Origin of the sequence: Compostibacter hankyongensis, from assembly GCF_039541075.1 — a bacterium.
In the GTDB taxonomy this organism is placed as follows: domain Bacteria; phylum Bacteroidota; class Bacteroidia; order Chitinophagales; family Chitinophagaceae; genus Compostibacter; species Compostibacter hankyongensis.
Genome location: NZ_BAABFN010000002.1, coordinates 265240 through 279850, shown reverse-complemented (window position 1 = coordinate 279850; position 14611 = coordinate 265240). Strand labels below are relative to the sequence as shown.

General features: G+C 52.3%; 11 protein-coding genes. 4 read left to right on the top strand and 7 right to left on the bottom strand.

The genetic code is table 11. The annotated features are described in order from the left end of the window. Positions 1-135: 135 nt before the first annotated feature. From ABD851_RS06030 to ABD851_RS06015, 4 genes are all read right to left on the bottom strand, one after another. Positions 136-1971 carry a RagB/SusD family nutrient uptake outer membrane protein gene (locus ABD851_RS06030; protein ID WP_344977018.1) on the bottom strand — a complete coding sequence of 612 codons (1836 nt, stop codon included), beginning with the start codon at positions 1969-1971 and terminating at the stop codon, positions 136-138. A 28-nt stretch (positions 1972-1999) separates the two neighbouring features. Next, the gene (locus ABD851_RS06025) at positions 2000-5428 is read right to left on the bottom strand and encodes a SusC/RagA family TonB-linked outer membrane protein (protein WP_344977015.1); all 3429 of its coding nucleotides are present in this window, start codon (positions 5426-5428) and stop codon (positions 2000-2002) included. Positions 5429-5539: 111 nt separating this feature from the next. Beyond that, positions 5540-6760, bottom strand: a complete 1221-nt coding sequence (locus ABD851_RS06020; RefSeq protein ID WP_344977012.1) for a FecR family protein — start codon at positions 6758-6760, stop codon at positions 5540-5542. A 118-nt stretch (positions 6761-6878) separates the two neighbouring features. Next, positions 6879-7457, bottom strand: coding sequence for an RNA polymerase sigma factor (locus ABD851_RS06015; protein WP_344977010.1), 579 nt, complete (start codon positions 7455-7457; stop codon positions 6879-6881). 258 nt (positions 7458-7715) lie between these two features. Here ABD851_RS06015 and thrS point away from each other — a divergent pair, with 258 nt between their 5' ends. Both thrS and infC read left to right on the top strand, forming a co-directional pair. Then, positions 7716-9647 (top strand): threonine--tRNA ligase, encoded by a 1932-nt coding sequence (gene thrS / locus ABD851_RS06010; RefSeq protein WP_344977007.1) that lies wholly within the window; start codon positions 7716-7718, stop codon positions 9645-9647. A gap of 135 nt (positions 9648-9782) precedes the next feature. Then, entirely contained in the window at positions 9783-10355 is a 573-nt protein-coding gene (gene infC, locus ABD851_RS06005; protein WP_344977004.1) for a translation initiation factor IF-3, read from the top strand. 33 nt (positions 10356-10388) lie between these two features. On the opposite strand, the gene ABD851_RS06000 is transcribed toward infC, so the two are convergent. Next, positions 10389-12440, bottom strand: a complete 2052-nt coding sequence (locus tag ABD851_RS06000) for a M13 family metallopeptidase (protein ID WP_344977001.1) — start codon at positions 12438-12440, stop codon at positions 10389-10391. A 137-nt stretch (positions 12441-12577) separates the two neighbouring features. On the opposite strand from ABD851_RS06000, the gene rpmI reads away from it, so the two are divergent. Together rpmI and rplT are read left to right on the top strand one after the other, a co-directional pair. Further along, a complete protein-coding gene (gene rpmI, locus ABD851_RS05995) occupies positions 12578-12775 on the top strand; it encodes a 50S ribosomal protein L35 (protein ID WP_344976998.1) in 198 nt (65 codons plus the stop codon). Between the two features lie 38 nt (positions 12776-12813). Continuing rightward, positions 12814-13158: a 50S ribosomal protein L20 gene (rplT, locus tag ABD851_RS05990; RefSeq protein WP_344976996.1), complete on the top strand. Its 345-nt coding sequence runs from the start codon at positions 12814-12816 to the stop codon at positions 13156-13158. Between the two features lie 2 nt (positions 13159-13160). Here rplT and ispE read toward each other — a convergent pair whose 3' ends face one another. Further along, positions 13161-13970 (bottom strand): 4-(cytidine 5'-diphospho)-2-C-methyl-D-erythritol kinase, encoded by an 810-nt coding sequence (ispE, locus tag ABD851_RS05985; protein WP_344976993.1) that lies wholly within the window; start codon positions 13968-13970, stop codon positions 13161-13163. 1 nt (position 13971) lies between these two features. Beyond that, entirely contained in the window at positions 13972-14568 is a 597-nt protein-coding gene (locus ABD851_RS05980) for a bifunctional nuclease family protein (protein ID WP_344976990.1), read from the bottom strand. Positions 14569-14611 lie beyond the last annotated feature (43 nt).

Here is a 14611-nt window from a genome sequence, read left to right as displayed (position 1 = left end):
CTGCTGAGCGCATACAGGAAAATAGCCACCCGCTGTCAGCAACAGGATAAACAGTATTTTTCTCGGCATTTTATTCAGATTACTCTTGTAAAGGCAGCGTCTACGAACAAGCCGCCGCTTAAAAATAAGCAGGTTTTATTCTTCAGGCAAGGCATCCAGCGGTGGAACCGATTTGCCGTCTCCTATATATCCCTGGTTCTGGTTGATCACACCGTTCACATTGGCATCGATCGCATGCTGGGGAACGGGCCAGAGCACATGGTAAGGACTTATGGTAAAGGGGTCTCCGTGAACAATAGTCACCTTGCCGGTGTTGTAATAATTGCCTTTCTCAATAACCCAGTCGTACCAGAAGTTCTGGCTGGAAAAATTTTCCAGGGTATAGACCTTGTTCTTATAGGGTTTGCCTGTCTTGGCAAAAAGATAGGCAATTCGTGTAAGGACTTCTTTTCGCGGCTCCTCATAGCAAAGTTCCCGGGCGCGTTCATCCAGGATGGTTTCAATGTTTACAGCGTCGGGGGCAATGGGCTTCGCCTGGGCACGGACCCGGACGGCATTGATATCTTTAGCTGCAGCCCCAAGATTCCCTTTCCACCAATAAGCTTCCGCTCTCAGCAGATAGGTCTCGGCAAGACGAAAGATATACCAGTCGCCATGTCCGCCGCTCTCGCTTTGCAACACTTCGGGATCAATAATATATAGTTTATGATGGGGCCAGCTGTACCATTTTCTCATGGTATCGCCAATCAGAAGTGTACCTGTTGCGTTATACTTCTGCAGCGGCTTTCCGTAATAAGGGTCCACCCCCTTCAGGGCAGGGTTGTCATATACAAGATCGTCCATAAAGGTCCAGTTGCCCCGGGTATGACGCAGATCACTCGCGTCATTATCCCAGATGGTATGCTCGAGGTACCAGGTGGGGCGATACCGTCCTATTCCCCGGCCGTATTTTGCCATCATGTCAAATTCTATATCGGTTATCGGCGCCATTCCCTGGTTCCCGTTCGGCGTTCTGACATCAGGATCAAAATAGGCGGGAACCGTGTTCCGCATCAGGTTGGATCCGCCGCTGTTACCGGGTACGTTCGGGCGGTCGATGAGCAGATACAGGGCTTCCTTGTTTTCCGGAAGCGCCTTGTTTTCAGGGCGGTGCAAATCCCAGAGCAGGTTTTTGGAAGGATCATCCTTGTCCGCACCAAACCGCTCGGTCATGAGGTGATAAGTACCCCCGTCGATGACCAGGCTGGCGGTCCGGATCGCATTATCAAAATCACCAAGCGCCAGATACACCTTGGTCAGCAAATGGAGTATCGCGCCTTTGGGCACATCTCCTTTATCGGCTTTTTCCGGCACCCATTCCGCCGCCCACTCAAGGTCTTCTTTTATTTTTTCCAAAATCACCTCACGCTTGACCGAATAGAAATCCAGCTTTGGCGTAGTATACAGCTTGCCCGCCCACGGCACATCCCCGTAAGTATTGCAAAGCCAGTAATAGCGCAGAGCCCTTTCAAAATACGCTTTGCCCAGGAGCGTATTCCGGGTAGCCATATCCTCCGCAGAGGTAGTATCCCATTTAGGAACATCAATGTAGGAGATCACCGTATTGGCCAATTTGATGCCCTTATACCCGTAATCCCAGAACCAGCCGGTTTTTATATAATTGGTATTATTAAGCGGTGCTTCCGGCTGAAGCAATACGTTAAAGTTCTGGCAGGTAGTAGACAGCACATTTACCGCTTCGTCAGACAATACCATCTGGGTCAGGAAAGGCGCCTCGTCGGCAAAGTATTCTGCATACAGGTTCTGCTGACTATTGACCAGAGCCGACTGCAAACCCTCTGCCGTATTATAAAGGTTCTCCGGCGTATAAAAAGAAAGCGGCCTGGGTTTCAGATAATCTTTGTTACACCCGGCTGTAAATGCCAGCAGCGCCGGCATTAACCATAAAATGATTTTATATGACGATTTCATATCCTTCTTTTAAAAAGTTTCACGATGACTACAACGTAAGATTGATCCCCAGGTTATAGGTCCTTGGCGTGGGGCCGCTGTTTTCCGGATCCCAGTAATTCCAGTCGGGTGCATAAAAAGCAGCATTTTTGACGTTGAAATATACTTTCAGTCCCTTAATGCTTGCCCGCTGCAGAAGCCGCTGGCTGAAGGTATAAGCCAGCGCTACGTTATCCAGCCGGATGAAAGATTTTTTCCGGTAGGTATTAAAGCTGGCCCCTCCACCGTTGGAGTATAGCCTTGCATAATCATTAATGGGCTTATCGGGAGTCCAGTAAGGGAATACATAGCTGTTATAATAATCCAGCGCGCTGCCGGAGGTGGTATTCTGCGCCTGGTTAAAGACCGCCATATGTCCCCAGTAGGAATAAAGCATAAAGGATACGGAGAATTGCTTGTATAAAGTAAATTCATTCCGGAATGTCCAGCGGAAGCGCGGCTCGGTATAGCCCAGAAACTGCCGGTCCTCGTTTGAGTATTTGTCGTCGCCGTTTACGTCCTGTAATTTAATATCCCCCGGCTTCTGCCCGTGAATAGCAGCAGCTTCCTCCTCGCCGGTCTGGTAGATACCCAGCATGCGCAGGTCCCACACGGCATCTATGGCATGACCGATAAACCAGCGGTTGCTGACATCGTCGGTCTCTTTTTGTCCGATAACTTTTCCGTTTTCATCCAGTATATCTACCATATTGCCGTAGAGATGTACTATTGTATTCCGGTTTAGGGAAAAGTTAAAGCTGGAATTCCATGAAAAGTTCTTCCTGTCCATATTCAGTGAATTCAGGCTCAGCTCTATCCCTTTATTATCTACTTCTCCAAGATTGTCCAGCATAAAATCAAATCCGGTAGTAACCGGAAGCGCCCGCTGTACCAGCAGATGAGTGGTCTGGCTTTTGTATGCCTCCAGCGATCCGCTCAGCCTGTCTTTTAAAAGAGAAAAATCCAGACCGATGTTATAAGCGGCGGTTTTTTCCCATTTCAGGCTGACGTTCCCAAGCACGCCCACCCACGAGTTACCGACCGTTTCCAGGGTACCGTCTCCGTTTACATACAGATATTTCGAAGAATTCAAACGCGAAAGCGCATCATAACGTCCAATGGCGTTATTGCCGTTTACGCCATAGGAGAAACGCAATTTCCCATAATTCAGCCAGCTTGATTTAAAAAAGGGTTCTTGCGTAAAAACCCATCCGGCCGCAGCGGCGGGGAAGCTGGCCCTGGGGTTCCGCTGACCAAAGGCTGAGTAGCCGTCGCGGCGCAGGGACAACGTAAGCAGGTAACGGTCCTTCAGCGAATAGAACAGACGAGCCATCAACGCGTCCCCGGTGCTGTACTCGTCGTTGCTGGATATGATCGGGGGAACCGTTCCGGCTCCGATGTTATGATAACCCAGCACATCATTAGGTTCAAAATGGCTGGCATTCATGCTGTTTGACCAGTAATTGTATTTCTCTGCATTCGCCAATAAGGTCACTTCAATGTGATGGTCATTTTTTATGGTCTTATTCCAGGTCAGCAGATGGTCGACCTGCCATTGGTAGATCTGATGTTCCTCCCGGGATGCGGTACCGCCGACATCCGCGAAATCGGGCCATTTGGAGGACTGATGGTTAAAATACTGGTACCATTCAAACCGCGGGGTAAAATTCACCTGGTAGTTTATCCCGAAAGGCAATTTCACATTCGCATAAATCCGGGAATTTAAGGTATAGTATTTTGTCAGACGGTCGGTATACTTCCGTATCCCGAAAGGATTAGACCCCGTAGTAGAGGCATCGCTGGGATAGCGCCGGTAGTCTGTGGAATCATCATTGTATAAAGATGCATAAGGCGGACGGTTTACCACGCTCCCCCAGTTAAGCGGCACGGCGCTTTCGTCGCGGTCGGCGAACTGCGTGTTGATACCTACCGTCAGAAACCGGGTCACTTTTCCTTCCAGGTTCAGGCGGCTTCGAATGGTATTATATTCATCTCCCACGATAATACCTTCGTTCTTTTCGTACCCGCCGGACCAGTAATACGATAATGCTTCGGTTCTACCGGAAAGGCTGATGGTATAGTCTTGCCGCAGTCCGTTCCGGAAAGCCAGGTCATACCAGTTTGTGCTGCGTCCTGCTTTATAATTGGCTATTTCGATGGACGTAAAACTAAGCCGCTGCAGCCATACGCTGACGGGATCCCCGGTAGCGCCGTCATAAGCCAGCCATTGGTCGACCGAGATATCTGCAGGCAGCTTACGGGGATCTGCATACTGATAGGGTTTGGCATTTCCGGCATGCATGCTTTCCTCTACATGCTGCCTCATGATCATAAACGACTTTGGGTCATATACCGGCTGATTTACTTCCATGGTAGCCAACCCGATGTTGGTATTGAAGTTTATAACAGGCTTTCCGCTTTTCCCCTTTTTTGTAGTAATGGCCACCACACCGCCGGCGGATTTCGACCCGTATACCGCCACAGCACTGGCATCTTTCAATACATCTATGGATTCAATATCCTGGGGATTGATGTCTTCCAGGGCTCCGTTATATATTACGCCATCTACTACTATTAAAGGACTTGAAACAGCCGTCAGGGAGTTCCTGCCCCGGATCTGCAGGCTTCCGCCGCCCTTGGCGGATGCATTGAATCCGATATTAAGACCCGACACGTTGGCCCGAAGGGCGTCCTGTACGGTAGCCGGATGCTCATTTTCCAGGCGGGTAACATTCAGTGAAGAAATGGCTCCGGTGAGGTCTTTTTTCTTTTGTGTTCCGTAACCGACCACTACTATTTCATCCAGGCCGCTGGCGCTGGCAGACAATACGATGGCTGGCGGAAAGTCCCTGCGCGCCGACACTTCTTTGTTCTTATAGCCGATGCTGGTAAACAAGAGAGTGGTATGTTCCCCTATGTCTTTCAAGGCGAAGGTTCCCTTATCATCCGTTACTGCACCGCTGGCGGTTCCCTTTACCGTCACAGTTACTCCGGGAAGGGGCTCTCCTTTTTCATTCGTTACCCGGGCCTGAATATCGATAAGCGTATCCGGGGGAGCGGCTGACCCTACAGTCTTTTCCCTTACTACAACCGTCTGATCCACTATGGCATAGGTTAGGGGCTGGTTCCGGAAACACATAGACAGCACCTGATCCAAAGGGGCATCTTTCACCGTCAGGCTTACTTTCTTTGCCTCCGTTATCATACGGAGGTCATAGACAAAAAGATAGCCGGTTTGCTGACGAAGGGATTTAAATACTTCAAAAAGGCTGGCATCCTGTGCACTCAGGGTTACCTGCTGCCCATATCCCCGGGCTGTTACCTGGAGGCAACCAACCAATAAAAGGAGAGGAATCAACTTGACCTGCATCATGACTTTCCGCTTTAAGGCATGGCGGGCACCCGGCCGGCGACCCTGGGGAAGTAGCAATAAATTCATACCTTTGATGTGTTTAGGTTATAAAATGACAGTTCCCAAATTGTTCTTGATTAACCTGAATGTCAGCCAAAAGCGTTGCAACCGCTTTTGGCTTTTTTCAGTTAACCGGTATTACGGCCGCACCGTTATTTTTGCGCGACCGGAAGCAGTTTGTTTTTCTATTTTAAAATGAATACTACCGGTAAGCTCCAGCATCTCCAGTACCCGGGATACATTTTCATACTTTGATATGGCGCCGCCATATGCCCTATCGCTTACATCTCCTTCGTAAACCACCTCCACGTCATACCAGCGGGCAATCTGCCGCATAATATCCCGTATATTTCCTGAAAATTCAAAACGGCCTTCTTTCCAGGCCAGCGTCCGGCTTACGTTGACGTTCTTCAGGAGGCTGATATCCTCACCGGGGGCCACAACTGTCTGTTGACCCGGACGCATAACCAGCGCCCGGTTTTCTTTCCCGCCAGTCACTTTTACGCTGCCTTTTAGCAGGGTAGTCCTGATGTCCGGCTCATCCGGGTATGCGCTGACATTAAAATCAGTCCCCAATACTTCTATTTCTGTGGTCCCGTTCACTTCTACCTTAAAAGGAGCTTCTTCGTCAGGAGCCACTTCAAAATAGGCCTCCCCGGTAACTTCCACGCTTCTTTCCCCGGCCGTAAAAATCGTAGGATAGCGGATGGAAGAAGCCGCATTCAGCCATACCCGGCTGCCATCCGGCAAAACCAGCCTGAACTGACGACCCCTGGGCGTGGTCATGGTATTGTAGCCGATCTTTCCTGCAGTGCCATGCTCCGCCGTATAAGAAAGGCTGCCATTGCTCAGCACAGCCTTTGTGCTGCCCTGCCTCGCTACTATGCCGTTGCCCAGGCTGTCGAGGGTAATCCTGCTGCCGTCGGATAGGGTCAGGATAGCGCCGTTGCGGCCCGGCAAAATATCCTGCTGCCCGGCACTAACGGACAGGGAGGGAACGGGAGCCGGGGACGGTTTCTTTTGCAAAAAAAAGTACGAGGCCCCGCCTCCCAATAATACCATTGCAGCGGCAATACTATACCGCCAGCGCCGTTGTGTGCGACGACGCCTTTTTTCATATCTTTTTATCCGGGCACGCATCTTTACAAGGGCAGTCTCTGCATCCGGTCTATCCATATCAGCCAGCAGCGCTGAACGATATTCCTCATCCTGCATCTCCCCGAATAACTGATGATTGTGTTTGTTCCGGGCTACCCATTGCGCCAGGTCCGCCTCCTCCTCAGGGGTGATTGTACCTTTGAGCTTTCCGGCGGTTAATCTTGCCATCCTCAGGATCTCATCCAGTTGCTGATCTTTCATACTTTGTTTATTGGGCACCAGCCGGCTCTTTTATTCTGACTTCCTTCCGGGTTCCTCCGACTACAGTAACGGTCAGAACAGGGGTTCTGTCTCAAAAAATGCAAGAAATTTTAAATAATCAGGGCAGCAGGCCCAGCAGGAGAACAAAGGAATGCCTGGGAAGAAGCTTTTTCAAAGCGGCAAGACCGCGGGCTTTCCGCGTATTTATGGTGCTGAGGGGGACTTGCAGCTGTCGCGCAATATCGGTATTCTGGAGTCCCTCCATGTAAGCCAGCTTGAGCACTTCGCTGTACCGGGCAGGAAGCTGGTCCATGGCATGGTAGATCTGTTGCAATACTTCCGTACGAAAAATCTCATCCAGTATATGCTCTTCGGCGTCGCCAGCAAGATCATCTAACGCACGGTAATGCCGGATTTTTCGCTGTCGTGCATCCAGATAATCCAGACAGGCATTTCTGGCACTTATATAAAGAAAAGATTTTATCGCAGCGATATGATAGAAATCACCTCGCCGCTGCCATAACTTAAGAAAAGTTCCCGTGGTTATTTCTTCGGCAACAGCGGTATCGTCGGTAATTCGTTTTGAGAAAAAATAGAGCATCTTATAAAAATACCTAAACAATACCTCAAATGCCTGTTCATTACCGGACTGCATCGCCTCAATGGAAAACCCCGGAATGCTATCTGTTTTGGACATGCGTATAACGTTAAGCATCCTACACGGCCGAACATACCGCCATTCGCACAGGATGGGCGTACGGAGGGGAAAACAAAACAACCGCTAAAAGTACACAAAATTGAAACATAAAAAATAAAGGCCGATGACGCTCCGCCTGTAACACCTGCTCCCGCCGCGAAAAAAGAACCCGAATAAAGCGGGCATTTTTTTATTTTTGCAGGATAAAAAAAGTGCAGCTGCAGTGCGGTTACGGTACCTGCATACGGTTTTTCAGTTATGATCCATATTACATTCCCCGACGGCGCTGTCCGTGAGTATCCCGAAGGTATCACCGGGATGGAAATTGCCCGCTCCATCAGTGAAGGCCTGGCCCGCAAGGTGCTGGCCGCGAAGGTAAACGGAAAAGTATGGGACGCCTCCCGGCCCATCCGGGAAGATGCGTCCGTACAGCTGCTGACCTGGGACGACAAAGCGGGCAAATCCACTTTCTGGCATTCCTCGGCCCACCTGCTGGCCGAAGCGCTGGAAGCGCTTTACCCCGGCGTAAAGTTTGGTATCGGCCCCGCCATAGAACAGGGTTTTTATTATGATATCGACCTGGGTGGCCGGTCCATTACCGAGGAAGACCTCCGGAAGCTCGAAGCCAAGATGGCCGAGCTGGCCAAAGAAAAAAACAGCTATGTCCGCCAGGATATCAGCAAGGCGGATGCCCTGCAATATTTTCAGAAAAAAGGGGATGAATACAAGCTGGAGCTGATAGAAGGGTTAAAAGACGGCGAGATCACCTTCTATACTCAGGGGCATTTTACCGACCTCTGCCGGGGACCGCATATCCCCGACACGGGCTTTATAAAGGCCATCCGGCTGACCAATATCGCCGGCGCCTACTGGCGGGGCGATGAGCATAACAAGATGCTGACCCGCATATACGGCATCAGCTTTCCGGCGGCCAAAGAGCTGACCGCCTATCTGGAGCTGGTGGAGGAAGCCAAAAAGCGGGACCACCGCAAGCTGGGCCGCGAGCTGGAGCTGTTCGCCTTTTCAGAAAAGGTGGGCAGCGGGCTGCCGTTATGGCTGCCCAAAGGCGCGATGCTGCGCGAACGCCTGCAGGCCTTCCTGCAGCAGGCACAGCTCGAAGCCGGCTACCAACCTGTGATTACCCCCCATATCGGCGGCAAGCAGCTGTATGTGACCTCCGGTCACTGGGAAAAATATGGCAAGGATTCTTTCCGGCCCATCACCACGCCGCAGGAAGGAGAGGAGTTCCTCTTAAAGCCCATGAACTGCCCGCACCACTGTGAGATATACAAGGCCTCCCCGAAATCCTATAAGGACCTGCCCGTACGGCTGGCCGAGTTCGGCACCGTTTACCGTTATGAGCAGAGCGGGGAGCTGCATGGTCTTACCCGCGTGCGTGGCTTTACGCAGGACGACGCCCATCTTTTCTGCCGCCCGGACCAGGTGATCGAGGAATTTAAAAAGGTGATCGATCTGGTGCTTTATGTGTTTGACGCGCTGGACTTCAGGGAGTACATTGCCCAGGTATCGCTGCGCGACCGGGAAGACCACAGCAAGTACATCGGCTCGGATGAAAACTGGGAGATCGCCGAAAAGGCCATCCAGGATGCGGCAGCGGAGAAAGGGCTGAAGACGGTAGTGGAATACGGAGAGGCAGCCTTTTACGGACCCAAGCTGGACTTCATGGTGAACGATGCGCTGGGACGAAGATGGCAGCTGGGCACCATACAGGTGGACTACAATCTGCCGGAGCGGTTCGAGCTGGAATATATCGGCGCGGACAATCAGAAACACCGTCCCGTGATGATCCATCGCGCCCCCTTCGGCTCGCTGGAGCGTTTTGTAGCCGTGCTGATCGAGCATTGCGCGGGAAAATTTCCCCTTTGGCTGACCCCTACCCAGGTGCGCATACTGCCCATCAGCGAGAAATCGGAAAATTACGCCCGGGGACTGGCAGATTTATTAAAAAATGCTGATATTCGTGCCGAAATCGACGAGCGGAACGAAAAAATCGGCAAAAAAATCCGCGATGCGGAATTGATGAAAATCCCTTATATGCTGATTATCGGTGAGAAGGAAGCTGCGGATGAAATGGTGGCGGTTCGCCGGCAGGGGCAGGGAGACCTCGGAACCATGCGCCCAGAGGCATTCGTGAGCCTGATTCAGGAAGCGGTGGCCGCCCGGAAATAAAACTGCCTTTTTGCGCCGGCCGGGATGCCGCCCATGCAGAAAAGACAGCTGCGGGAATATGGCGCAATTATTGTGCGAGCGCTGATATCAGCCGATTTACTTTTAAAACAATAAACCAACAACCCATAATACTGAATGCAAACAAGACCCGGATTTAACAAAAACAGAAGAAATTTCAGACGCAGAGAACCTGAACAGGAGCACAGAACCAACCGGATGATCCGTATTCCGGAAATCCGGCTGGTCGGTGAAAATATCGAAACGGGCGTTTATCGTACAGAAGAAGCCCTGAAATTAGCCGAAGCCCAGGGGCTTGACCTGGTAGAAATCTCCCCCAACGCCAAACCTCCCGTTTGCAGGATCATCGATTATAAGAAGTTCCTCTACGAGAAAAAGAAGAAAGAGAAGGAGATGAAGGCCAAGGCGGCAAAGTCGGAAGTCAAGGAAATCCGCTTTACGCCCAATACCGATGATCACGATTTTGAGTTCAAGACCAAGCACGCAGAAAAATTCCTCAAGGAAGGCAACAAGGTAAAAGCCTATGTCCAGTTCCGCGGACGGGCCATCCTCTTTAAAGAAAGGGGAGAGTTGCTGCTGCTGAAGTTTGCCGAACGGCTTGCCGAAAGCGGCGTGCTGGAAGGCATGCCCAAGATGGAAGGCAAGCGCATGCTCGTGATCTTCGCGCCCAAAGCCAGCAAGAAGAAATAGATCCCCAATTCCCCCTTTAGGGGGTTAGGGGGCTCACCATATATGTACCCGGCTGCTGTCTGCCCGGTACATCTTGTCTCCCGGCTGCACACCAAAGGCGGCATAAAAAGACTTCATATTGGAAACCGGCCCGTTTACCCGGTACATCTCCGGAGAATGCGGGTCGTTGTTGATCCTCCAGAGCATCCAGCGGTCGGTATTTTTGATCCGCCAGATCTGGGCGAAGGACAGGAAAAACCGCTGATCCGGCGTAAGGCCGTCGATCTTTTTATCACTTTTTCCCTGCGGCGTATTTTTAAAGGCGGCATAGGCAATGGCCAGCCCGCCGATATCCGCGATGTTTTCCCCGAGGGTAAGCTTTCCGTTGACATGCACGCTGTCCAGCACCGTGTACTGGTCGTACTGATCGGCTACCTGCCCGGTCTTGGCGTCGAATTTCCGGCGGTCTTCTTTGGTCCACCAGCTTTTCAGGTTACCATCCTTATCGTACTGGCTGCCCTGGTCGTCAAAGCCATGCGTCATCTCATGGCCGATCACGGCGGCGATGCCGCCGTAGTTCACCGCATCATCCCCGTTCTGGTAATAGAAAGGCGGCTGTAATATGCCGGCGGGAAATACGATCTCGTTAAAGGAGGGATTGTAATAGGCGTTTACCGTGGGGGCCGTCATATACCATTCGCTGCGGTCCACCGGCTTGCCCAGCTTGCTGATGTTATAGTCGTACTGCCACTTTCCAATCCGCTGCAGATTACCCACCACCGAGCTGCGGTTGATGTCAATGGAAGAATAGTCTTTCCATTTGTCCGGATACCCGATCTTTTTGGCAAAGGCATTCAGCTTCTGGATCGCTTTTGTTTTGGTGGAATCGCTCATCCAGTCCACCTGCCGGATCCGGTCCTGGTAAGTCCGCTGCAGGTTGTCCACGAGCTTGATCATGTATTCCTTGGCGGAAGGAGGGAAGAACCGCTGCACATACAGCTGCCCCAGGGCGTCGCCCAGCGCGCTGTTTACCAGGGAACTGACCCGCTTCCAGCGTTCTTCCGGCTGTTTCTGGCCGCCCAGCTGGCGGTTGTAAAAGTCGAAATGCGCGTCGGCAAAGGGCGTGCTCAGCCAGGCGGCATAGCCGCTGATGAGGTGCACCCGCAGGTAATCTTTCCACACGTCCACCGGTGTCGTTTTCAGCAGCGAGGCCAGCGCCTTGTAGAATTCCGGCTGCCCGACCTGCACGGTATCTTCCTTTACAGACAGCTGTGCGGCCACCGATTTCCAATCCACCCCCGGGGTCATCTCCGAAAGGGAGGTAAAGGTGAGGAGGTGGTAGTTGGCTTCGGGGTCACGCAGCTCGACAGGTGTTTTGGAAGCGTCGGCGAGGCGGGTCTCGAGGGCCAGCACGGCTCCGGCCTTTTTGGAGGCTGCGGCAGTATCCGCGGTGCCGCTCAGGGAAAGGATGGTGGCGATATAGTGCAGGTAAGCCTGACGCGTTTCCCGGCTGGCAGGGTCCTGCTTAAAATAATAATCCCGGTTGGGCATGCCCAGGCCGCCCTGATCCAGGTGCGGTCGCTCCACGGTGCTGTTTTTATCGTCGGGCCCGACGGAGAAACTAAAGAGCGCCCCGTCCCCGTTGACATATTCGGTGGTCACTTCCTGCAGCACCCCGGCGACATCGGAGATGGCGTCGATACGGTCGAGGTTGGCCTTCAACGGGGTCAATCCGGCCTTTTCGATACCGGCGCTGTCCATGCCGCTGGCATACAGGTCGCCGATCTGCTGGGTAATGCTGCCTTTCTGGGCCTGGTCCAGCCCGGAGCAGGAATCGAGGATGGACCGCATATTATATAAGGCCTGGTCGCGCACGACGTAAAACGATCCCCACCCGGTTTTGGAGGCCGGTATTTCCGTATGCTGCACCCAGCGGCCGTTGGCAAAGCTGAAAAAGTCTTCCCGCGGGCTTATGGAAGAATCCGCGCCGGAAAGGTCAAGCGCGGCGGATTTTCCCTGCGAGCCGGAGACGGAAGGTTTGCAGCCGTAACCGACCAGAAGGGGGAGTACGGCGAACGGCAACAGGCGGAATATCGTATTATTCATAATGGATCAGTAAAGTTTTAGCAACGGGTGAAGGTAGGTAAATTGGAAAAACGAACCAAAAAACATATGGGGCCTGTCATTTTTTGTTTTATTTTTTGTATTAAAAATCATACCTTTGCCCTCCAAATTTATGTACGATGCCCAAAGTAAAGACACATTCCCGCGCCAAAAAGACGTTTACGGTAACCGGCAGCGGAAAGATCAAACGTTTTTCCGCTTATAAAAGTCACCTGCTGACCAAGAAGGCGACCAAGCGGAAACGTCACCTGCGCGGATCCGGTCTGGTAGACAAAACCAACCTCGATATGGTAAAGCGGCTGCTTGTGCTGCGCTGAGCCCGTCATAAATTATTTCACATTTTTAATTCAGAAAAATGCCACGTTCAGTAAATGCCGTCGCTTCCCGGGCCAGGAGGAAGAAAGTATTAAAACAGGCCAAAGGCTATTACGGTAAGCGTAAGAATGTATATACCGTTGCCAAAAATATCGTAGAGAAAGGGCTCACCTATAAATTTGTCAGCCGCAAGCTGAAGAAGCGGCAGTTCCGCGGTCTGTGGATTGCCCGTATCAATGCGGCCGTACGCGCAGAAGGACTTACCTATTCCGAGTTTATCCACAAGCTGGCTGAAAAAGAGATTGACCTGAACCGCAAGGTGCTGGCCGATCTGGCCATGAATGAGCCGGACACATTCAAGCGCCTGGTGGCCTCCGTGAAGTAATTTTACGGAATAGAAAATACGCGGTAGCCGCTTTCCCAGGGGAGAGCGGCTATTTTGTTTTTGGGGAAAATGGCGAAGACGGCGGCGCCGCTGCCGCTCAGGGCCGCATAAAAGGCCCCGGCGGCATACAGCTGCTCCCGGATGCGGGCGATTTCGGGATGGGCCGCCATCACAGGAGCTTCAAAATCATTGACAAGCCTGTCTTTCCACGCAAGCACCGGCAGGCTGAGCAGCTCCCGCAACGGAGCGGCAGGAGGGTGTGGCTCCAGCTGGCGATAGGCCCAGGCGGTGGATACATGAAGGGGCGGGCACACCAGCAGCCAGGAGTATCCGGAAAGATCGAGGGCGAAAGGTTCCAGCATCTCCCCACGGCCGGTGGCCAGCGCGGGCGTATTCCTGATAAAAAAAGAACAGTCGCTGCCCAGGCGGGCGGCATATTCCTCCAGCCGCTCCAAGGAACAGCCCAGGGAAAACCTTTCATTCAGCATCCGGAGCATAAAGGCGCCGTCGGCAGAACCGCCGCCCAATCCGGCTCCCAGGGGGATGGCCTTGTGGAGGTAGATGGCTACGGGAGGCAGCGCAGGGAAATCGTTTTTCAGCAAATGCCAGGCCTTCAGACAGAGGTTGTCATCGGGATCACCCGGTATGTCCAGGCCGGTGGCGGTAAAGCGCGGTGCAACGGCCGGGATGATCTCCAGCGCGTCATGGACGGCAAGGGGATAAAAAAAAGTCTCCAGATTATGATACCCGTCGGGCCGGGCGGCCGTGACATGGAGACCGAGATTTACCTTACAGTTCGGAAAGGCGATCATATTATCTTTTCCCCTTCTTGCGGCTGTTGATTTCGTCACGGATGGAGATGGCCCGGATATAATCTTCCTGCTCCAGTACTTCCTGCAACAGCTGGTTGAGGGCTTCGAGGCTGAGGCTCTGCAAATCGGCATCCCCCTCCTTGGCCTGGGTTTTTACGCCGGTCTGGGTTTCTTTTTTCGCCTCCGTTTCCTCCACGCTCAGGCCTGCGCTGTCCAGGATATGCTCGTAAATATAGATAGGGCAGCCGCAGCGAACGGCGAGGGCCAGCGCGTCCGAGGTCCTCGAGTCGATCTCGATGACGTCCTGCTGATTAAAGCAAACCAGCTGCGAATAAAAGATGCCTTCCTGGAGATTATTGATGATCACCTCGCGCAGCTCTATCTGGAAAGCATCCAGGAAATTCTTCACCAGGTCATGCGTAAGGGGGCGGCTGGGTTGCATTTTTTCGAGGGCTACGGCGATGGCCTGCGCCTCAAAACCGCCGATGACGATAGGGAGGCGACGGAGGCCGTTTACTTCGCCCAGCACAACGGCATAGGAATGGGTTTGGGTAATGCTATGGGACAAGGCAACTATTTCCAGCTCAATCTTTCGCATAACAGGTAATACTTACAGCTTCCTTTCTTTAAAGATGTGAAGA